The sequence below is a fragment of the Paraburkholderia sp. PAMB 6770 genome, from assembly GCF_057748135.1.
Window position 1 is genome coordinate 946,804 of sequence record NZ_CM173238.1, and the last position, 19,083, is coordinate 965,886.

The following is a 19,083-nucleotide window of genomic DNA, read 5'->3' on the forward strand; positions in this document are numbered from 1 at the left end:
CTGAATGCACAACGTGCCGTTAGCGAAGTCATAACAGGGTCGGTATCATCAGGCATCGACCATCCACAAACCAAACACATGCCTCAAGATCGTCCGACCGCGGCTCAGCTTTGGAGCGGTGAAATCTCGTTTTTTTCCCTCGATACCGACCTGATACAAAGTGCCGGGTACAGTTTCGACGCCGGTGTGCTTAACCAGCTGCCTCAGGTGTCTCCCAAAACGATGCAGCTTCTGTTGACCGATGTCACGGCAAGAGAAATTGTTAGTCACCTTATGAAATCGGTGACGCAGGCTATGGGAGAGTTCAGGAAGGGCTCTGATACGCTCAAACGTGCTGTCGGCACTGACATGGGGCAAATCGATAAATTGTTCGAAGCCCTGTCGGTCGCAAGCAACGCAGAGGCGGTGTTCCGCAAGCGCGTCGACAGTTACGCAGAACGATGCCGCGGCGAGGTACTTCCGATTGGCGGCGATGACATGATGCCCAGAATTTTTGAACGATATTTCGCGGGACAGCCGCCGTTTGGTACGCGGAAGGACAAGAAGGCCGAATTCCCGGACGCAACGTCTTTAATGCTCCTTGAGGACTACGCGCGTGATCATGAGACTAAAGGGGTTGTCGCTTCGCGAGATGAGGGATGGAGCGAGTTTGCAGAGAAGTCGGAGTATCTGTATCGCGTTAAGTCACTTGACGAATTGATTGCGCTTTTCGAGGCCACCGGCGAGCACGCTAAGGCGATCGCTGACCGGATCACTTCCGCGGTAGAGGACGAGAGTTCGTCCGTGCGGACCGCGCTTCTTGACGGATTCAGGGCGCACATCCACGAGTCGTCATGGAGTGTCGAGAATGTGTACAGTGGCGTTGTACCCCGCGTCGAAGCGGCGACCTATGAAGCGGATGTTATTAGCCACGTATTGCAATCCGATCGAACGAAGGTCTGGAATCTTGAGGAGGATAAGTCTGTCTGGGTTGTCGAATTAACAGCGTCGTTGACAGTGGAAGTGCTGCTCGATGTGACGTTCTATGTTTGGGATGCGATCGATCGGGAGGAGATGGAGCTTGACACACAAACAGTTCGACGCAAGACGGATATTGAAGTGAAAGCTTTTTTGACCGTTAGAGATGCTGAGACCGACGTGGATCCGGCCAAGTGGGATGTAGACGTAGAAATGGCTCCCGGCCAGTATGAGATTAACGTCGGCGAGGTGGAGCCGGAATATAGTGGAGATTGAACGTGTCGGCGTATGAATTTGACACTATCATTTTAAACGGCGGCGTCTACATCGCTTCAAGAGAAGTCGCTTCGTAGCGGAGATGCCTGCCGCCATAGGGTGTGTAGCGAGGCTTCTGCGAGCTCTGCGAGGACCGCATTGGAACGCACTTGACGGTATCTAAGACGGTATTCAATAAGAAACCGTCCTTGAGTGCTCGGGGGGCCGCGATATTTCAAGGGAAGTGCAGATTGATTTTCCGATACAGTCTCCTCAGAGTTGAGAACTGCCGAATGGAATTTCCGGTATCGCTGACGGTATCGATCCAGCGTGACCAGGCGGAAACGCAGTCCCGACTGGGCTCCCGCCTTGGAATTGACAATCGAGTGGGGTGTGCCAAGAACGCGAGCGTCAGATGATCGATGCTTGCGGTGCTGGTATTGAAGCATTCGGGCCTGTCGGGAATTTCGTGTTTAAGGCATAACATGCTCCCAAGGAGAGTTTATGCCTCGCAAACCTAAAGCCCAGCCGGCGGATCTGCCGGCGATTCCCGCCGAGTTGCTTGAGCAGTTCGGCAACGGCCCGATGACAGCCGAAACCATTAGCGCTGCGACGATGGCCTTCAAGAAGGCCCTGATCGAGCGTGCGCTGAACGGAGAGATGAACCATCATCTCGGTTATCCCACTGGCGCGGCCAGGCCGGCCGACGTTACCAACCAGCGTAACGGCCGGGGTGGCAAGACGGTTCTGACCGAGCATGGTCCTGTCCGTATCGAGGTACCGCGCGATCGTGACGGTAGCTTCCAGCCGATCCTGATACCCAAACACGAGCGACGCTTCACCGGCTTCGACGACAAGATCGTCGCCATGTACGCCCGCGGCATGACGGTCCGGGAAATCCAGGGCTTCCTGCTTGAGCAATACGGCACCGAAGTCTCGCCCGACTTCATCAGCTCCGTCACCGACGAAGTCATGGCCGAAGTCACCGCCTGGCAAAGCCGACCGCTTGAGCCGATGTATCCGGTCGTGTTCTTCGACGCCTTGCGCGTCAAGATCCGCGAAGACGCCGTGGTCCGCAACAAGGCTGTCTATCTGGCCTTGGGCGTGCTGCCCGATGGTTCGCGTGACATTCTCGGTTTGTGGATCGAGAACACCGAAGGCGCCAAATTCTGGATGAAGGTATTCAATGATTTGAAGACGCGCGGCATTGGCGACATTCTGATTGCCGTGACCGACGGCCTCAAAGGCATGCCCGAGGCGCTGGCAGCTGTGTTTCCTGCAACGACGCTGCAAACCTGTATTGTCCATCTGATTCGCAATAGCCTGGCCTACGCGAGCTGGAAGGACCGCAAGGCGCTGGCGGCCGCGATCCGGCCGATCTACACTGCGCCGAGCGCCGAAGCCGCGCAGGCCGAACTCGATGCCTTTGCCGAAAGCCCGTGGGGTCAGAAATTCCCGACAGTCAGTGTTGCCTGGCGCAGCGCCTGGGACCGCGTGATTCCGTTCTTCGCGTTCCCCCCGGACATTCGCAAGGTTATATACACTACGAACGCCATCGAGAATGTCAACTCGCAACTACGCAAGATCATCAAGACGCGCGGCCATTTCCCAAGCGACGATGCCGCGACCAAGCTCATCTGGCTGGCATTGCGGAATATCACCGCCGACTGGGGACGCGCAGCAAAAGACTGGAAAGCGGCCATGAACCAATTCGCTATCCTCTACGCGGATCGATTTGTTCGGCCATCCGTGTGATTCTCAACCCCGCCTTGAACACGGAATTCCTGACACCCCCAAGCATTCGGAGTTTCAGATAAGCTGTAGAAGTCGCGACCCGATCTGACAGTTACCCATTCTGACGGTGCGTGGTTGTCAGATCAGATTCAGGTGGTTAACTTTCTCGTTCCAGACCTCCTTGCCCGCGATGAGGGTTTGCAGAGGCGTGCGACCACAGCACATCTTACCCTGGTGGGTACGCTCGCCGTTGTAATAAGCCAGCCAGGCATCGAGATCCGTCTGCAACTCCGCCAGCGTCAGATAAAGCTTGCGACGGAACGCGACCTGATAAAACTCCTGCAGAATGGTTTTGTGGAAGCGCTCGCAAATGCCGTTGGTCTGCGGATGTCGCGCCTTGGTTTTCGTGTGCTCGATGTCGTTCAGCGCCAGGTACAGCTGATAGTCATGCGATTCCGGCTTGCCGCAATATTCTGTGCCGCGGTCGGTCAGCACTCGGATAACGCCCATGCGGTGTTCGTCAAAGAACGGGAGCACGCGGTCGTTCAGCAGGTCGGCGGCGGTGATCGGCGTCTTGGTGGTGTACAGCTTGGCCATGGCCACCTTGCTGTAGGTATCGACAAAGGTCTGCTGATAGATCCGGCCGACGGTAAGCGGCCAGCCATCCCATCTTGACGCGCGAGGAAGGAGTTAGCTGGTCGCGGCCGGTTGCCATCGATGCGGCAGCAACGAGGCGATATCGCTATGCCGGTGTGTCGGCAGTCGCGTGAGAACATCCTTGAGATACGCTTGCGGCTCATGGCCGTTGAGTTGCGCTGACCGGATGAGGCTCATGATCGCGGCTGAACGTTGACCGGCACGAAGTGATCCGGCAAACAGCCAGTTGTTGCGTCCGACAGCCCACGGGCGGATCTGGTTCTCAACCCAGTTGTTATCGATCGGCACAGCCCCGTCGTCGAGATAGCGCGTCAGCGCTTCCCACCGGTTGAGCGTGTAGTCCAGCGCCTTCGCTATCGCCGAGCCCTCGGAGACGATCCGGCGATGTGTGATCAGCCACTCGTGAAGTGCATCGCACACTGGCCTGGCTCGATGCTGTCGAAGCTGGTATCGGGCGTCATCGTTCAGTGCTGCGGCGTCGCGCTCGACATCGTAGAGCGCGGCGAAGAACGGTAGTGCCTGCTTCGCCACCTCGCTGCTGTGGTTGGCATGCAGTTCGTAGAATTTGCGCCGTGCGTGCGCAGCGCACCCGATCTCGGTGATGCCCTGCTGGAACGATGCCTTGTAGCCGCTGAAGTCGTCGCATACCAGCTTGCCATGCCAGCCATCGAGGAACGCCCGGGCATGCTCTCCAGCACGGCTGCTGGCGAAGTCGTAGACCACGGCGCGCAACCCGCTGAGCTGGGTGGACGTATACGCCCACAGGTACGCCCGATGTGTTTTGCCTTTGCCGGGACTGAGCATCTGTACCGGTGTCTCGTCTGCGTGCAGCACGGCCTGCTTCAGCATCTCCTGTCGGAGCGCGTCCACCAGCGGCTGCAGTTGCACTCCGCACGCGCCGACCCACGCCCCCAGCGTCGACCTCGGAATGGCGAGACCGGCACGCGCAAAGATCTGTTCCTGACGATACAGCGGGAGGTGGTCGGCGAATTTGTTGACCAGTACCGACGCCAGCAGCCCCGTGGTCGGGATGCCCTTGTCGATCACATGCGCCGGCACGGGGGCCTGGATCAACGTCTCGCAGTTGCGGCATACCCACTTGCCCCGGATATGCCGCTCTACCGTGAACACGCCCGGCGTGTAGTCCAGCTTCTCACTGACGTCCTCGCCAATGCGGACACGTTCGCAACCACACCGGCAGGTCGTGCTGTCCGGCTCGTGCTGGATCTCGATGCGCGGTAACTGCGCAGGCAGAACCGATCGCTTCGGCTGTTCGCGCTGTGTGACTGTGGCGGGTTGCAGTTGCTCCAGCTCGATCTCGATGGCGGCCAGATCGCCATCGATCGCCTCGTCGAGCAGGTTCATCTGTTCACCGTTGAACTGCTCGCTGCGACGGCCGAACTGCTGGCGCTTGAGAATCGAGATCTCATGCGTCAGATGGTCGATACGTGTCTGCCGGAAGCGCAGTTCGCGGTCACGCTCGCTGACTTCACGCGCCTTCGCCTCGATCTCCAGATCCTTTGCCTGAACCTGAGCCGCGAGCTGCGCTGCCAGCGTGCGCAGTTGTTCCGGGCTGAGGGCTTCGAGATCGGATGGCAGGTTCATGCGAATCAGTCTGCCAGAAGCCAGCAACCCGGAGAAGCGAAACAGTTTACGCCGCCATCAGACGATCCGGATCACGCTGTCCGGTCCGACGCGTTGCCACGGCAGGCCCAGCACAAGCGCCGCGAGCTGTTCGTGCGTGAGGGTGTGCTGCTTCGGCTCGCTGCCGACAGGTGGCCAGCTGAACTGACCTTGATTCAGGCGCCGGGCGGCCAGCCAGATGCCGAAACCGTCGTGAATCAGAACCTTCACGCGGTTGGCGCGGCGATTGGCGAACAGGTACGCGTGGTGAGGATGTGCAGCGCCGAACACCTTGACCACGCGCGCCAGTGCCGTATCGAAACCCGCACGCATGTCCAGCGGTTCAACAGCCAGCCAGATCTCGTCGACCTGGATCACCTCAGCCACTCGCGCAGCCAGGCCGCGCATTGCGTTGCCTCCGAGACCGGCCAGCTCACTGTGACCGACTGGTTGCCGCGATGCACTTCGATCCGGATCTCTGCGGGGCGCACACTCCGCTGCTCCAGCGCGACTGGAACAAACGTCGGCGACGGTAACGGCTGCACTTCTGACGGGCGCCCCGGCATTCCACGCGGCAATCTGCCTTCGGCCTGATCAATCCAGCGTCGCAGCAGGTTCGCGTTGAGCCCATGCTCCAGCGCGACCGCTGAGACCGAAACGCCCGTGGCCTGGCAGGCGGCTACCACTTCGGCCTTGAACTGTTCGCTGTAGCGTCGCCGGCGACGGCGCTCCGTCGGAGCGCGTTCTTCGATAGTGTTCACGTGTCCACTTATTTGCTCTTAGTGGACGCGATACTCGCAAGTGCTTGAGCGGCATTCAAGGTGACTTGGCCGGACGCTTACGGCCGACGCCCTTGATCGTGCCCACGTAGAACGTATCCTGAGAACCCAGGTAGCCGGGGTGGGCCGTTTCGATTTCGCCATGGGCCACATCGTCGTCCTGCTTCCTTTCGAGCGCCGCCACCTGGTCGTCGGTCAGCACAATGCCCTTTCGGCGACCCGTTTCTCCAGGGCCATGAGCCGCAGCTTGAAGGACGACAGCTCGTGGCGCAGCCAGATCGACCGAACACCTGACGGCGACACGAAAATGCCGCGCTGGCGCAACTCGTTGCTGACCCGAACCTGTCCGTGCGCGGGCTGCTCGGTGGCATAGGCCAGAACAGCGGTTTCCGTCGCTTCCTCGACGCGATTCTTGGGGTTCGGCTTGCGCCGGTTGCTGTCGAACAGGGCTTCCACGCCGCCTTCGGCCACGGCGTTCTGATAGCGGTAGAACGTATCGCGCGACAGGCCCATGACTTTACAGGCCTTCGACACGTTGCCCAGCTCGCTGGCCAGATTCAGCAGACCGATCTTGTGGCGGATGACGTTTTGGTTGAGACTACTCACGGGGTTACTCCTTGGCGCTTGCGCGCTGTTTTGATGAAGATTCGCACCTCTATCAAAACGGGTAACCCCGCCTCTTGGCAAGGCCTTACTGTCAGATCAAGTCTGAACTTCTACAGATAAGCTCGCAGCGAGCTTGTCTCCCAATTTTTTCCATGCGGCCGTTTTCTCAGCTGCATATTCATAGAGTAGGTAGTGTCGGCGAACTTTGGGGCCCGCCACGATATGGTTTTGACACCGGTCGATGACGTCGAGTGGGATACCGAGTTCTTGCATCATGGTAGCCCCGGTTCGCCGCAGATCGTGCGGCGTCCAATTGCCGTTGACCCCGTCTGAGAGTACTAGGCTATCGTCATTTCGGCGCTTGGTAAGCGGCTTGTTGCGATTCTGGAAACGTGTTTGGCGGTCGCCCACCTGCTTGCTGACCGATTTCTTGCAGACGTGGGTATCTCCCTTCGTCTTGTTCCGAGCCGGAAATAACCATTCGGAATCGCTAGATAGTTCCAGCAGTTCGGTAAATTTCTGGCGGGCAAAGTCAGACAAGAAGACGAGATACTCCCGCCGGTGTTGCCGCTGCCCCTTCACATTCGTGCGCGGGATGTACCATGTTCCATCTTGCAGATTGACATGCTGTCGCTTGGCCACGAGCAATTCACCGATTCGGCAGAGGGTGCTCAGGCATATCCATAAGGCAAGCTCGGTTTCACGTTTCAGAGGATGCTGCAGCGTGTGTCTGGTGCCGGTCGGCGCCGCGGCGTACTCGGCCCTTGCGCGAGAAAGGATATGGGCCAATTGCCGGATTTCGTCCAGCGATAATCTGCGCTCGCGCTCTTCCTCGTAGTCGTCAGGAATCAGCTTGTCCATGTCGATCAGATTGACGGGATTGCCATCGATTAGTAGACGGCGCCATGGCTGCCGCTCGTCTCCCCAGCGCAGCATCTGGCCGAAATTGTCGAAAGTCATGATCGCCGTTCGCACAACGCCACGCGCGATCAGCTTGGATTCCATCGCATGAATATCGGAGTCGGTCAATTTTCGCAGCTCGATGTGGCCGATGACGGGAAGCACGTCTTTCTCGAATTGGCGGCGCAACTCCTTGTTCCCATCCCTTCTTGCGACGCCGTTTTTTATCCATTCGTCGAAGAGGTCTTGTACGGTCAACGATTGGCTACGTTGCCGCTCGGCTTCGGCGAGCGTGGCTTCGACAGCGTTTTGCCTTTCGATCCGCCCCGCTTTCTTAGCCGCAGTTGGGTCGATGCCGTCAGCGACGCTGACCCGCATCCGATCGCGTTCGGCTCGGATGTCGGCGAGGCTCTTTTTGGGCCATGAGCCCAAAGAGTGATCCTTCTTGTCTGTGCCAAGTTTGAATTCGTATCGGAAGAGCACGGTAACGCCGCGTCGACCTGCACGGACACGGCCGACGATTCCGCCATCTTCCCGGAGACCGCGACCGTCATCGCCCGCAGTCAGTGCTTCAAGCTCCTTAACCGTGATCTTGCCCATACAGGTCACCGTAGATTTTTACCCCACTTTTACCCCACCGAATTGGCTGGCTGTCCGTGGAACTTGGCGGATCTTCTGGGACCGAAAATCCATCGCAAGTAACTGTATTTTATACATTTTTATGTTCCGTTGCGATCATGTGCGATCTTCGGAAATCCACTAATTAATTGCATGGGGTGCAGGTGGTAGGAGGTTCAAATCCTCTCGCCCCGACCAAAGAAATCAAAGGGTTACAGATGAGAGTCTGTAACCCTTTTTCGTTTTGGGCCCCACTTTTTTTACTCCGCTGCCACCGCGTCTGCATTGTTCTACGTCGGTCGCCGGCCAGGCCCCCTCGCTTGCCGTTCGGCGCAGCGCGCCGCAATGCCCAGCCAGAAAGCAGGCGCTCGAGCCTGCGTTATAGGCCGTCCACAATCCGACATGTCGGATCGTTCTCTCTCGTGAACGTTGGCCGCCTGGTACGCGCGTCGTCCGTTTGCATTCGCATTGCAGCGGTCTGTACCCATGCTACCCATGCGGTTACGGGAACAACGGAAAATTGCGGTAGCTGGCTGGGAACCCCACGTCTGCCAACGGCTGGTCCGGCGACGGGGACGGAAGCTGGAGACAGGCGCCGGTGTCCGGTGCATTACAACAGGCGCAGCACTTTGTTATGTACTGCGAAGTGTATCGAACCGGTCGATACCGCGCAGGATATAGTGCGCAAGACGTGGCTGCCTCAATTGCTCAAGCCACCATTTCAGCGCTCGACCCGACCGGTCAGTGCGCCACGCTGCGAACAACATATTCGGTTCACGCGGTTCCTGAGTCCGACATTCCACGAGCTCGCCGCGCGCCAGCAATGAGGCGATGCGGTGGCGGGGTAGCCAGCCAACACCGAGACCGGCCCGCTGCGCGATGATTTTCGCGTACATGCCAGGCACGGCGAGAACGGGTTGCCCTCCCTGGACGCCGTAAACACGCGCATGCTGCGTGCGCGAACTGTCGGCTACCACGACCGCCCGGTGCGCGGCGATCTGTTCGCCGGTCAGCGGTGCGCGAGCCTTTGCCAGCGGGTGACGCGGCGATATCGCGAACACCCATTCCATGACGCCGAGTTCGGTCCATTGGAGCTTCGGCATCGCAGGCGGCTCATTGGTCGCGCCGATCACAAGGTCGGCGCGGCCGTCACGCAACGCTTCCCACGTGCCGCCGAGGACCTCCGATGTGACCCGCAGGCTCACGCCGGACTGCAATGCATCGAAGGCATCGATGAGCGGCATCAGCAGTTCGAACTCGACGATTTCGTCGGTGACGATCCACAGCCGCTCCTCCCACCCGTTCGCCACCTGGCGCACACGCTGGCTCAATCGTTCGCTGTCCACCATCAGCCGTCGCGCCTCGTCGGCCAGAAGCTGACCCGCCGGCGTAAGCTCCATCCGGTACCGGCGACGGTCGAACAGCAGCGCGTCGAAACGGGATTCCAGCTGGCGCGCCGCATGCGAGACGGTGGAGGGTGCCTTGCCGAGCCGCGCCGCAGCGCGCGACAGGCTGCCGCTGGAGCGGATCGTTTCCAGCAGCGTCAGTTCGTCGTCGGTCAGCATAACGGCTCCTTCGTGGGACGGGGGCGCGCCGAGGAATTCGTTGCGATGATCCACCACGCGCGGTCGAGGTCGTGCGCGTCAAGCGTGCCATAACCAGACAGCGCCGGACCCCCGGACCCCCGGACCGCGTGGAAGACCGGTCAGGGAACGGGCAATGCCATAGAGCGCGACGGCATCCAGTCTGCGTTATGCCGGGATTTTGCGGAACGAGATCGCAAAGCGGTTCCAGCTGTTGATCGTCGACACGAGCAGCGTCAGATCGACGAGTTCGGCGTCGGTGAAATGCGGTCGCACGATTTCCCAGACGGCGTCCGGTGTGCGGTCGTGAGCGATGAGGGTGACCGCTTCCGTCCATTCGAGCGCGGCGCGTTCGCGATCCGTAAAGAACGGCGCTTCACGCCAGACAACGACCGCCGCCAGGCGACGCTCGGTTTCGCCGGCCTTGCGCGCATCGGTGCTATGCATGTCCACGCAATAGGCGCAACCGTTGATCTGCGACGCGCGCAGGCGGACCAGTTCGACGAGCGGCTTTTCCAGTGCCGACTTGAGCAGATGCTGCTCCACGCCCATCAGCGCTTTGACGGCGTTCGGGTTTGCCTGATAGAAGTCGAGACGTGCTTGCATGATGAAAACCTCGGTGTTTAGGGATACAAGGTGTTGCGGCAGTTCCAATATTACGCACGCCAACGGTTACCTGAAGTGACCAGTTTTGGCTTATTTAATGGAACCACTTTGATGTGACCATGTTGATGCGCATGTCCCCCGGCCTCCAGGCGGGACCGCGCATCCGTCAAGACGTTCGAAGAATCCGAACATCTCCGTCGAAAGACGGGAACAACACCGCGCCTCACGTTGGGCATGATGTGTCCAGAGGCGGAAACGATCTGTGCCGCCTTCCACTTCGATCCGTATCAACGGACAAAATCATTTATTAAGGATAGCGAAATGAATAGGGAATTCGATGGCAAGGTTGCCTTTGTAACGGGCGGTGCACGTGGGATTGGCGCCGCGGTGGTGCGCCGTCTGGCGCGTCAGGGCGCGATGGTGGCATTCACCTATCAAGGCTCGGCGGAGCGGGCGCGGCAACTCGTTGCCGAGGTCGAAGCGCAAGGCGATCGCGCACGCGCGATCCAGGCCGATTCCGCCGATGTCGCCGCGCTGACGGCGGCGATCGATCAGGTCGCGCGCGATTTCGGCGGCATCGACATCCTGGTCAACAACGCCGGCGTGCTGCTGCTCGGCCCGGTCGACGTCTACGCGCTCGACGACTTCGACCGCACGTTCGATATCAACGTGCGTTCGGCGTTTATCGCGGCACAGGCGGTGTTGCCGCATATGGGGAACGGCGGACGCATCATCAATGTCGGCAGTGTCAATGCGGACCGCATGCCGTTCCCGGGCGGCGCCGCCTACGCGATGAGCAAGGCGGCATTGCAAGGTCTGGTGCGCGGCATGGCGCGAGATCTGGGTCCGAAAGGCATTACCGTGAACAACGTCCAGCCCGGTCCGACGAACACGGACATGAATCCGGAGAGCGGTGAATTTGGTGGCGCGCTGCATGGAATGATGGCGATTCAGCGACACGCGCATCCGGACGAAATTGCCGGCCTGGTGGCTTATGTCGCAAGCCCGGAAGCGGCTTTCGTAACCGGCGCGAACCTGAGCATCGACGGCGGCTTCAGCGCCTGAGATCGTCCCCGCACTCACAGGAGTTTCATATGGCTGAACGTACGTTTCTGGTCACGGGCGCGAGCAAGGGTATCGGGCGCGCGCTGTCGGACAGGCTCGCGGTTGCACGGCACGGCAAGCCGGCGGTGCGTCCGCCTTCGCGGTCTCGTCATCGGGCAGAGAAGACAGTCCGAAAAAGCGGGGCGGGGCACGTCTATCCCCGCTTTTTCGCGACATCGAAGGCCATCTTGCGATCGACGTGTCCGATAACGCCGTCCTTCCGGCGCCTCATCAGAACCCGTCCGTTCAGAGCGTTCGCTGCTAATCCCCGCATTCCCGTTCAGCGAATGCCGCGCTTGATCAGCGGAATGAGCGAGTCGATCGTCGCGGGTGTCTCCACGCCGGCGCCGGTATTGATGGTCAGTCCGGCGAAATGATACGCGGCCGAAAGCACGCATTGCGTGACCGGCAGGAAGCCCTGCAGATAAAGCTGCTGGTCGAGCGTCGCGGTGATGTACTTGCTCTGCAGTCCGGAAATCGTGGACGGCGCCAGATCGATGCCTCCCACGATGATTTGCCCCGGCTTCTTGCCGGCCTGCCGCAGCGCCTGCGGAATGAATCCGGTCACGCCGCCGTGCTGCGTGCCGATTGCCTTCAGGTCAGGATGCGCCTCGATATAGGCGACGAGTATCGGCACCGCGAGCGACGGATCGGCGTCCACCTGCGACGAGATATTGAGCTTCGTCACCTTCACGCCGGCTTTCTCCAGCGTATCCGCAAGACCGCGATCGGACTGGCTGCGCACGCTCTCGTTGAATACGCCGTATTCCAGCGCTTCGTCGCCCTTCTTGAGCCCGGCGGCGAGCATCGCCTGCGCGGTGATCTGCCCGCCCACGTAGAGATCGACGCCGGCATAGCCGAAGCCTTTGCCGTCATACAGCTTCTGGTTCGCGGGCAGCGGCGTGTTGCCGACGGTCACGATGATCCCCTGGTCTTCCGCCTGCTTGATCAGGGGCGCGAAGGCCGGATCGCCCGGATGGCCCATGATGCCGATGCACGTCGGATGCGCGGCCATTGCCTGGCGAAACTGCGCGAGCATCGTCTCCGGGCTCCATGCCGAGTACTGCTCGATCACCTTGATGCCGAACGCGTGCGCCGCGTCTGCCGCGCCCGTCTGACGAGGCAGCGTGGCGCCGTCGCCGGGGTTCCCGCCCATCTGCATGTACATCGTCATCCCGGCGCCGAGCGGCCCCGTGGTGGTCGGCTCAGTGGCGCCGGCCTGCGGCGCGAGGCCGAACCCAAGCATGCCTGCTCCCAGAAGGAGTCCCGTCACGATCTTGTTCATTTCTGCTCCTGTCTCCAGTTTTAATGACGTCATCGCCCCCCGGGCCTGAACCGCTCGCGCAACGTGCGCAGCCTGGCGGGATTCTCAACCAGCAGATGCAGTGTCACGGCGACGATGAACACCACGCCCTCGATCGCCTGTACCCAGAAGCCGGCAATCCCCGTCGCGACGATTCCGGCCTCCAGCATGCCGATCACGAAGGTGCCGAAGAACGTTCCGACGATCGTCGCGGTGCCGCCGAACACCGAGGTGCCGCCGATGAACACGCCGGCCAGCGCCGGCAGCAGATAGCCTTGCCCCTGGGTCGAGAAATAGTTCAGATTCTCGAGCGTCAGCAGCACGGTCGCGAACCCGGCGAGCACGCCCATCAGCGTGAACAGTTTCACCGTCTCGCGCACCACGTTGATGCCCATGACTTTTGCCACGTTGCGGTTGTCGCCGATGAACAGCACGTGCTCGCCGAACCGGTGGCGATTGAGGATGAACCACATGAACACGGCAAGCCCGAGCGCCCACAGCGCCTGCATCGGAATCACGCCGAACAGCGTGCCCGCGAACACCGCATAGGCCGAACCGCTGGCGAGCTGCTGGAGCGCATCGGAGAGGCCGCCGGACAGGATCGACGCCACGCCGGCCCAGAGGAACTGCGTGCCGATCGTCACGATGATCGACGGCACGCCGACCACCGCGACCAGCACGCCGTTCACCACGCCGACCAGCGCGCCGCCGGCCAGCGCCGCGAGCACCGCGAGCCAGGCGGATCCGGTGGTGTTCACGCACCACGCGAACAGAAAGCCCGAGAACGCCATCACGGACGGGAAGGACAGATCGATCTCGCCAGCGGCGACGACCAGCGTGAGCCCGATCGCGAGCACCGCCATCGGCGGCACGGTGGTCAGGAACGACAGGTAGATGGGCCAGCCGAGAAAGACGCGCGGGGCAGTCGCCATGAACAGGCCGACCACCAGCACGAACACGACCACGCTCGGCACGCCCTCGACACGGGCGAAACCCGGCAGGCGAAAACCCGCGAGCCGCGCCGGCTGTTTGTCTTTGACCGGATCGCTCACGTTCGGGTCCCCGCCGGTGCGTGCCCGCTCTGCTGCAGCGAGATCAGAAACCGCGTGAGTTCTTCGAGGGTCATCTCGCCCGACCGGATATTCGCGACGATCCGGCCGCGATCGAGCACGACCAGCCGGTCGGCGAGCTCGTGCACGTGCGCGAGGTTATGTTCGATGTAGATGCACGCGCGACCGGACGCCTTGATCGAGCGCACGAAGTCGAGCACCTTGCGCACCTCGCTGATCGCGAGCGCTACCGTGGGTTCGTCGAGAATGATCAGGTCGCTGTCGAAGTACATGGCCCGGCCGATCGCGATGCCCTGGCGCTCGCCGCCGGAGAGTTTCGCAATCAGCGAATCGGCGTCGATCCCCACGCCGCGAAAACCGAGCTGGTGCTTCAGGATATCGTTCGCAATGCGCCGCTCTTCGGCCACCTTGATGAAGCCGAAGCGGTTGGTGATCTGGCGGCCCACGAAGAAATTGCGCCACAGCGGCTGCTTCTCGCCCAGCGATTTTTCCTGGTACACCGTCTCGAAGCGCAGCCGGTGCGCCTCGTGCACCGAAAAGCGGCTCCAGTCGACCTCTGCGTCGCGGATGAAAAGCTTGCCCGCGCTCGGCCGCACCACGCCGGTCAGGACCTTGATGAGCGTCGATTTGCCGGCGCCGTTATCGCCGATCAGACCGACGATCTCGTTGCGCCCGATCGCGAGATCGATGCCGGACAGCGCGCGGATCTTGCCGTAGGAGAGGCTGATGTCCTGCGCGCGCACGATGTGCTCATACGCGCTCGTGCCGGGTGCCGCCCGGCTCGCCGTCACGCTGCGCTCCCGCGCGAATGACCGGCTGCGATGAGGTGTACGACGACGGCCATAAAACCTTCCCCTTTGCTTGTCGATCCTCTGTCAACTTACTCCGGAAAGCCCCTGCAATCTAGCAAGAGTTGGAGTCCAGTTCAAGAATCGCCTGAGCATTCTGTTTATTTCCCCGGTAAACCATGAGTCTCGGGCCACTGAAAGACGGATCGCAAACGAGACCCGTCGCGCTTTTAATGACGCATCGCCGACGCGCACCGGGGCGCTCCGCGCTCGCCGTTCGCACGGTGCGGCAAGGGGGCGGGGCACGCCTGCCGGAGCGGGCCGCATTCAATCGCAGGATGCCTCGCACTGGCCGAATGATTCACCGGCACAAGGAAATGCCAGTGAGAAAATGAAAGGCAATTTCGCAAAGTTTGGGAAATGCGCCGACATCGAAATGATGAAAAAGACCAGCAAGTGAATTTCCGCGCGCTATTGAATTAAATGCCCCGCCGCCGGCGGATGTTCTTTGCCGCGCGATCTCCAGCGAGCCAGTGGATGCGCGCCGGCGGTTGAACGGTGCAACGTTCAACCGTGCGGCGGCCGGGCGGCGCAACATGGCGCCGTTCGACCGACGGCCTTTCGACAGGCCCCTGCCAGGCTATCGATAACCCTACAGTTGAAATAAAGCGAAACACATGTAATGATAGTCATTCGCATTTGTATCGGGCCGCGCCACGCCGGCCCGTTCCATCACACCAGCCAGCCTGACGTCGTGTCCTTGTTCACCTGAGGGACGTCCAGCGAGCCAGCGTACCCGTGCCGCCACGCGACATTGCCGATGTCGAGCGCCGGCCGGGACCTTCGTCGGACAGGACTCCCATGCTGAACAGGACGCCGCTCGCGAGTGCGCTCGCGCTGGCCTTTGCCGCACCCTTCGCTTCCCCCGCGCTCGCGCAGAGCGCGCCCTCTGTCACACAGACCACGCCGGCCGCTCTCCCGGACAGGGCGGCGGGCTCGACGCTGCCTGCGATCGCCGTGTCAGGCGAAGCCGATCGTCAGGACTTCCAGGCAGAACGGTCGACGGTCGGCGCGAAGATGCCCACCGCGCTGCGCGACATCCCGCAGACCGTCACGGTCATCAACAAGGCCCTGATGCAGTCGCAGGGCGCGACCTCGTTCCAGGACGCGCTGCGCAACGCGCCGGGTATCACGATCGGGGGCGCGGAAGGCGGGCAGATCGGCAACAACATCAACCTGCGCGGATTCACCGCGCAGAACGACATCTATCTCGACGGCTTTCGGGACCGCAACCAGTACTATCGCGACACGTTCGATCTCGACGCGATCGAGGTGCTGTACGGGCCGTCGTCGATGCTGTTCGGCCGCGGCTCGACAGGCGGCGTCGTCAATCAGGTGACGAAGAAGGCGAATCTCACGCCGTCCGCGCAAGTGTCGACCACGCTCGGCACCGACGACCGCTATCGCACCAGCATCGACCTGAATCATCCGCTCGGCGATACCGCTGCGTTCCGCCTCAACGCATTCGGGCAGTCGCTCGGCTCGACACGCGACGAGATGAAGAACAAGGACTACGGGATCGCCCCCGAACTGCGCTTCGGCATCGGCACGCCGACCGAGGTGACGCTGTCCGCACTGATCCAGCATAACGACGACATGCCGGACTACGGCGTGCAGTCGATCGACGGTCATCCGTATGCGCCTTCGAAGCACACCTACTACGGCCTCACCGACGACCGCACGATCCAGGACGTGCAGACGGTGTCCGCGCGCATCGACCATACGTTCAACGACCGGTTCAGGATCAGCAACCAGACGCAGTTCTCGCACTCGCTCACCGACGCGCGCGAGACGGCGCCGGGCGCCGTGCTGACTGGCCCGCTCGCCACGAGCCCCGCGTTGAGCAAGGGCAACTACACGACGCTGCCGCTCGCCGACCTGTACGTCAGGCTGGCGAGCCACGACCGCGTGATCGAGAATCATTCGGTCTACAACGACACGATGGCGGAGTACAGGTTCGACACCGGGTTCATCCGGCACGACGTGATCGGCGGCATCGAGGCTGGGCACGACAGCTACACGAACCAGGCCTCCACGCGCGGCAACCTGCCCATCGTATCGCTGACCGATCCGCTGTACGGGACGACGCCGTCGAACGTCACGCGGACCGTGGGCAACCACGCCGCGTCCGGCGCGACCTCGCTGGCCGCTTACCTGAACGAGACGATGTCGCTCGGCGAGTACTGGAAGCTGATCGGCGGCGTACGCTGGGACCGCTTTCAGGCCCACATCGCGAACACGGTCAGCGCGCCCGCGTATGCGGATCAGACCAACACCTATACGAGCGTGCGCGCAGGCGTCATCTACCAGCCGACCGACTGGCAGTCGTATTACTTCTCCTATGGCACTTCGTTCGATCCCTCGCTCGAAGCGCTCACCGTCACGAACAATACGCAGAACCTCGCGCCTGAACATACGAAGTCCTATGAGGTGGGCAGCAAGTGGGATCTGCTGGGCGGCAACCTGTCGGTGACGTCGGCGCTGTTCCAGCAGGAGATGGACAATGCGCGCACGCAGACGTCCTCGGGCGAGTATCGGCTGGACGGCGACGTGCGCGTGCGCGGCTTCCAGGCCGGCGTGAGCGGCCACCTTACGGACAAGTGGCAGGTATTCGGCGGCTACACGTACATGGACGGCGTCGTGCTGCGCGCGCTGGACGGCACCCAGGGCAACACGCCCGCTAACACGCCGCGCAATACGCTGACATTATGGACAACGTACGATTTCGTGCCACACTGGGAAGTGGGCGGCGGTCCCACCTACATGTCGGCACGCTATGCGGCGAATACGAACTATGTGTCGGTGGGCGGATACACCCGCTGGGATGCGATGCTCGGGTATCGCGAGAAGAAGTGGGACGTGCGTCTGAACCTGCTGAACCTGACCAACAAGTTCTATTACGACGCGCTGATTCCGTCCGACGGCGGCCGTTCGGTGCCGGGCGTCGGCCGCACGCTTCTCGCGACGTTCGACTATCGGCTCTGACCACCCGACACCGCCGCACGACACAGGACAAGGAAACACGATGCTGGTGCACATTCTGGATGTTCTCACTCCCGAGCAGTTGCGCGCGCTGCGTGCGCGGCTCGACGACGCCGGGCACGCGTGGGTCGACGGCCGCGCGACGGCGGGCTATGCGGGGGCGCCCGTCAAGCGCAACCAGCAGATCGCCGAGCATACGCCCATCGCGCGCGAACTGGGCGACGTGATCGTGCGCGCGATCGAGCGCCATCCGCTTTTCATCAGTGCCGCGCTGCCGAACCAGGTGTATCCGCCGCTCTTCAACCGCTATGAAGGCGGGATGACGTTCGGCAGTCACGTGGACGGCGCGGTGCGCGTGCTGCCCAACGGCGTGAAGCTGCGCACCGACGTGTCGGTCACGCTGTTTCTTTCGGCGCCGGACGAGTACGACGGCGGTGAACTCGTGATCGAGGACAGCTACGGTGTGCAGCACGTGAAGCTGCCGGCGGGCGACATGATCGTCTATCCGGCCACGAGTCTGCACCAGGTCACGCCGGTCACGCGCGGCGTGCGGCTTGCGAGCTTCTTCTGGGTGCAGAGCCTCGTGCGCAACGACGCACAGCGCGCGCTGCTGTTCGACCTGGATACCGCCATCCAGCGCCTGAATGCGAGCGATGCCGAGGCCCAGGCGCGCCGCACGCTGGTGGGCTGCTATCACAACCTGTTGCGGCTCTGGAGCGAAACGTGAACGCCCGCGACAGGGCGGCCATCGACGCGGCGAAGCCCGCTCAGACGCAACACCGCCCGATCGTACGGGACGCGCGCGCACAGCGTTCGCATCGCGCCGCGTTCATCAAATGGCTGCGTAAAGTGCACGGCTGGGTGGGGCTGTGGGGCGCGGCGCTCGGGCTGCTGTTCGGCGTGACAGGTTTCGTGCTCAACCATCGCGGTGCGCCGCTGCGCATTTCCCAGGGTGCGCCGCAGGTGGCAGCGCTGCAGCTTGCGCTGCCCGATCCCGCGCCGGATACCCCCCACGCGCTGGCAAAGTGGTTGCGCTCGCAACCCGACCTCAAGCTGCCGGCACGCATGGGACGCGTGCAGAAGGAACCGCGCCATGCGGTGGCCTGGGGCGACCGGCGGAGCGTGCAGCCCGAGCACTGGCAGATCGTCTTTGCGTCGCCCGAGGCGAGCGTGATCGCCGAGTACTGGCGCGGAAACGACTTCGTCACGCTCAGGCGCAATGACAATACGCTGCTCGCGACGCTCGCGAACCTGCACAAGGGCGTGGGCATGAGCGTCGCCTGGGTGCTCGTGGTCGACACCTTCGCGGGTGCGCTGATCCTGCTCTCACTGACGGGTGTGCTGCTGTGGACCGAACTCAACAGACGCAAGACCGTGGGCGCCGTGCTCGTGATCGGCTCGATCGTCGCAGCCGTGTGCGCGGCGCTGTGCTGATCCGGCCAGGTACTTCGCCGGCGC

The 19,083-nt window shown here is 61.8% G+C and carries 16 protein-coding genes and 3 pseudogenes; 7 read left to right on the top strand and 12 right to left on the bottom strand.

From position 1 onward, the window contains the following. The first annotated feature begins 78 nt into the window (after positions 1-78). Both AC3AP7_RS04445 and AC3AP7_RS04450 read left to right on the top strand, forming a co-directional pair. Positions 79-1,233: a PIN domain-containing protein gene (locus AC3AP7_RS04445; protein ID WP_475765180.1), complete on the top strand. Its 1,155-nt coding sequence runs from the start codon at positions 79-81 to the stop codon at positions 1,231-1,233. A 483-nt stretch (positions 1,234-1,716) separates the two neighbouring features. Next, entirely contained in the window at positions 1,717-2,967 is a 1,251-nt protein-coding gene (locus AC3AP7_RS04450; protein ID WP_475763347.1) for an IS256 family transposase, read from the top strand. 117 nt (positions 2,968-3,084) lie between these two features. On the opposite strand, the pseudogene AC3AP7_RS04455 reads toward AC3AP7_RS04450, so the two are convergent. The 8 genes and pseudogenes from AC3AP7_RS04455 to AC3AP7_RS04490 all read right to left on the bottom strand — a co-directional run. After that, positions 3,085-3,594, bottom strand: a pseudogene (locus tag AC3AP7_RS04455) (integrase core domain-containing protein); the annotation flags it as partial. A gap of 42 nt (positions 3,595-3,636) precedes the next feature. Then, a complete protein-coding gene (gene tnpC, locus AC3AP7_RS04460; RefSeq protein ID WP_475763207.1) occupies positions 3,637-5,208 on the bottom strand; it encodes an IS66 family transposase in 1,572 nt (523 codons plus the stop codon). Between the two features lie 57 nt (positions 5,209-5,265). Further along, positions 5,266-5,604 carry an IS66 family insertion sequence element accessory protein TnpB gene (gene tnpB, locus AC3AP7_RS04465; protein WP_475763209.1) on the bottom strand — a complete coding sequence of 113 codons (339 nt, stop codon included), beginning with the start codon at positions 5,602-5,604 and terminating at the stop codon, positions 5,266-5,268. Beyond that, complete coding sequence (gene tnpA / locus AC3AP7_RS04470; protein ID WP_475763211.1) at positions 5,601-5,987, bottom strand: IS66-like element accessory protein TnpA; 387 nt, start codon at positions 5,985-5,987, stop codon at positions 5,601-5,603. Before tnpA ends, tnpB begins: the two co-directional genes overlap by 4 nt. Positions 5,988-6,066: 79 nt before the next feature. Next, positions 6,067-6,611 (bottom strand): annotated as a pseudogene (locus AC3AP7_RS04475) (helix-turn-helix domain-containing protein); the annotation flags it as partial. A 96-nt stretch (positions 6,612-6,707) separates the two neighbouring features. Next, positions 6,708-8,111 (bottom strand): tyrosine-type recombinase/integrase, encoded by a 1,404-nt coding sequence (locus AC3AP7_RS04480; protein ID WP_475765177.1) that lies wholly within the window; start codon positions 8,109-8,111, stop codon positions 6,708-6,710. Positions 8,112-8,761: 650 nt separating this feature from the next. Continuing rightward, positions 8,762-9,694 carry a LysR family transcriptional regulator gene (locus tag AC3AP7_RS04485; RefSeq protein ID WP_475765175.1) on the bottom strand — a complete coding sequence of 311 codons (933 nt, stop codon included), beginning with the start codon at positions 9,692-9,694 and terminating at the stop codon, positions 8,762-8,764. 186 nt (positions 9,695-9,880) lie between these two features. Then, positions 9,881-10,318, bottom strand: coding sequence for a carboxymuconolactone decarboxylase family protein (locus AC3AP7_RS04490; protein ID WP_475767780.1), 438 nt, complete (start codon positions 10,316-10,318; stop codon positions 9,881-9,883). A 321-nt stretch (positions 10,319-10,639) separates the two neighbouring features. On the opposite strand from AC3AP7_RS04490, the gene AC3AP7_RS04495 reads away from it, so the two are divergent. Both AC3AP7_RS04495 and AC3AP7_RS04500 read left to right on the top strand, forming a co-directional pair. Continuing rightward, positions 10,640-11,383 carry an SDR family oxidoreductase gene (locus tag AC3AP7_RS04495; protein WP_475767778.1) on the top strand — a complete coding sequence of 248 codons (744 nt, stop codon included), beginning with the start codon at positions 10,640-10,642 and terminating at the stop codon, positions 11,381-11,383. Between the two features lie 29 nt (positions 11,384-11,412). After that, positions 11,413-11,496, top strand: a pseudogene (locus AC3AP7_RS04500) (SDR family oxidoreductase); the annotation flags it as partial. 206 nt (positions 11,497-11,702) lie between these two features. Here AC3AP7_RS04500 and AC3AP7_RS04505 read toward each other — a convergent pair. The 4 genes from AC3AP7_RS04505 to AC3AP7_RS04520 form a co-directional block, all read right to left on the bottom strand. After that, complete coding sequence (locus tag AC3AP7_RS04505; RefSeq protein WP_475765174.1) at positions 11,703-12,707, bottom strand: substrate-binding domain-containing protein; 1,005 nt, start codon at positions 12,705-12,707, stop codon at positions 11,703-11,705. 29 nt (positions 12,708-12,736) lie between these two features. Further along, a complete protein-coding gene (locus tag AC3AP7_RS04510; protein ID WP_475765172.1) occupies positions 12,737-13,777 on the bottom strand; it encodes an ABC transporter permease in 1,041 nt (346 codons plus the stop codon). Next, positions 13,774-14,586, bottom strand: coding sequence for an ATP-binding cassette domain-containing protein (locus AC3AP7_RS04515; RefSeq protein WP_475765170.1), 813 nt, complete (start codon positions 14,584-14,586; stop codon positions 13,774-13,776). Before AC3AP7_RS04515 ends, AC3AP7_RS04510 begins: the two co-directional genes overlap by 4 nt. A 358-nt stretch (positions 14,587-14,944) precedes the next feature. After that, entirely contained in the window at positions 14,945-15,181 is a 237-nt protein-coding gene (locus tag AC3AP7_RS04520; protein ID WP_475765168.1) for a hypothetical protein, read from the bottom strand. A 263-nt stretch (positions 15,182-15,444) separates the two neighbouring features. On the opposite strand from AC3AP7_RS04520, the gene AC3AP7_RS04525 reads away from it, so the two are divergent. Genes AC3AP7_RS04525 through AC3AP7_RS04535 form a run of 3 tightly spaced genes read left to right on the top strand, consistent with a single transcriptional unit; the run spans position 15,445 to position 19,059 of the window. Further along, positions 15,445-17,628, top strand: coding sequence for a TonB-dependent receptor (locus AC3AP7_RS04525; RefSeq protein WP_475765165.1), 2,184 nt, complete (start codon positions 15,445-15,447; stop codon positions 17,626-17,628). Positions 17,629-17,668: 40 nt separating this feature from the next. Further along, positions 17,669-18,352 carry a Fe2+-dependent dioxygenase gene (locus AC3AP7_RS04530; protein WP_475765163.1) on the top strand — a complete coding sequence of 228 codons (684 nt, stop codon included), beginning with the start codon at positions 17,669-17,671 and terminating at the stop codon, positions 18,350-18,352. Continuing rightward, complete coding sequence (locus tag AC3AP7_RS04535) at positions 18,349-19,059, top strand: PepSY-associated TM helix domain-containing protein (protein WP_475765161.1); 711 nt, start codon at positions 18,349-18,351, stop codon at positions 19,057-19,059. Before AC3AP7_RS04530 ends, AC3AP7_RS04535 begins: the two co-directional genes overlap by 4 nt. Positions 19,060-19,083 lie beyond the last annotated feature (24 nt).

What these genes read in the sequence shown, in the direction of transcription:
- AC3AP7_RS04445 (WP_475765180.1), top strand. Translation starts at nt 79, where the DNA reads ATGCCTCAAGATCGTCCGACCGCGGCTCAGCTTTGGAGCGGTGAAATC.
- AC3AP7_RS04450 (WP_475763347.1), top strand. Translation starts at nt 1,717, where the DNA reads ATGCCTCGCAAACCTAAAGCCCAGCCGGCGGATCTGCCGGCGATTCCC.
- tnpC (WP_475763207.1), bottom strand. Translation starts at nt 5,208, where the DNA reads ATGAACCTGCCATCCGATCTCGAAGCCCTCAGCCCGGAACAACTGCGC.
- AC3AP7_RS04480 (WP_475765177.1), bottom strand. Translation starts at nt 8,111, where the DNA reads ATGGGCAAGATCACGGTTAAGGAGCTTGAAGCACTGACTGCGGGCGAT.
- AC3AP7_RS04485 (WP_475765175.1), bottom strand. Translation starts at nt 9,694, where the DNA reads ATGCTGACCGACGACGAACTGACGCTGCTGGAAACGATCCGCTCCAGC.
- AC3AP7_RS04490 (WP_475767780.1), bottom strand. Translation starts at nt 10,318, where the DNA reads ATGCAAGCACGTCTCGACTTCTATCAGGCAAACCCGAACGCCGTCAAA.
- AC3AP7_RS04495 (WP_475767778.1), top strand. Translation starts at nt 10,640, where the DNA reads ATGAATAGGGAATTCGATGGCAAGGTTGCCTTTGTAACGGGCGGTGCA.
- AC3AP7_RS04505 (WP_475765174.1), bottom strand. Translation starts at nt 12,707, where the DNA reads ATGAACAAGATCGTGACGGGACTCCTTCTGGGAGCAGGCATGCTTGGG.
- AC3AP7_RS04520 (WP_475765168.1), bottom strand. Translation starts at nt 15,181, where the DNA reads ATGTTGCGCCGCCCGGCCGCCGCACGGTTGAACGTTGCACCGTTCAAC.
- AC3AP7_RS04525 (WP_475765165.1), top strand. Translation starts at nt 15,445, where the DNA reads ATGCTGAACAGGACGCCGCTCGCGAGTGCGCTCGCGCTGGCCTTTGCC.
- AC3AP7_RS04530 (WP_475765163.1), top strand. Translation starts at nt 17,669, where the DNA reads ATGCTGGTGCACATTCTGGATGTTCTCACTCCCGAGCAGTTGCGCGCG.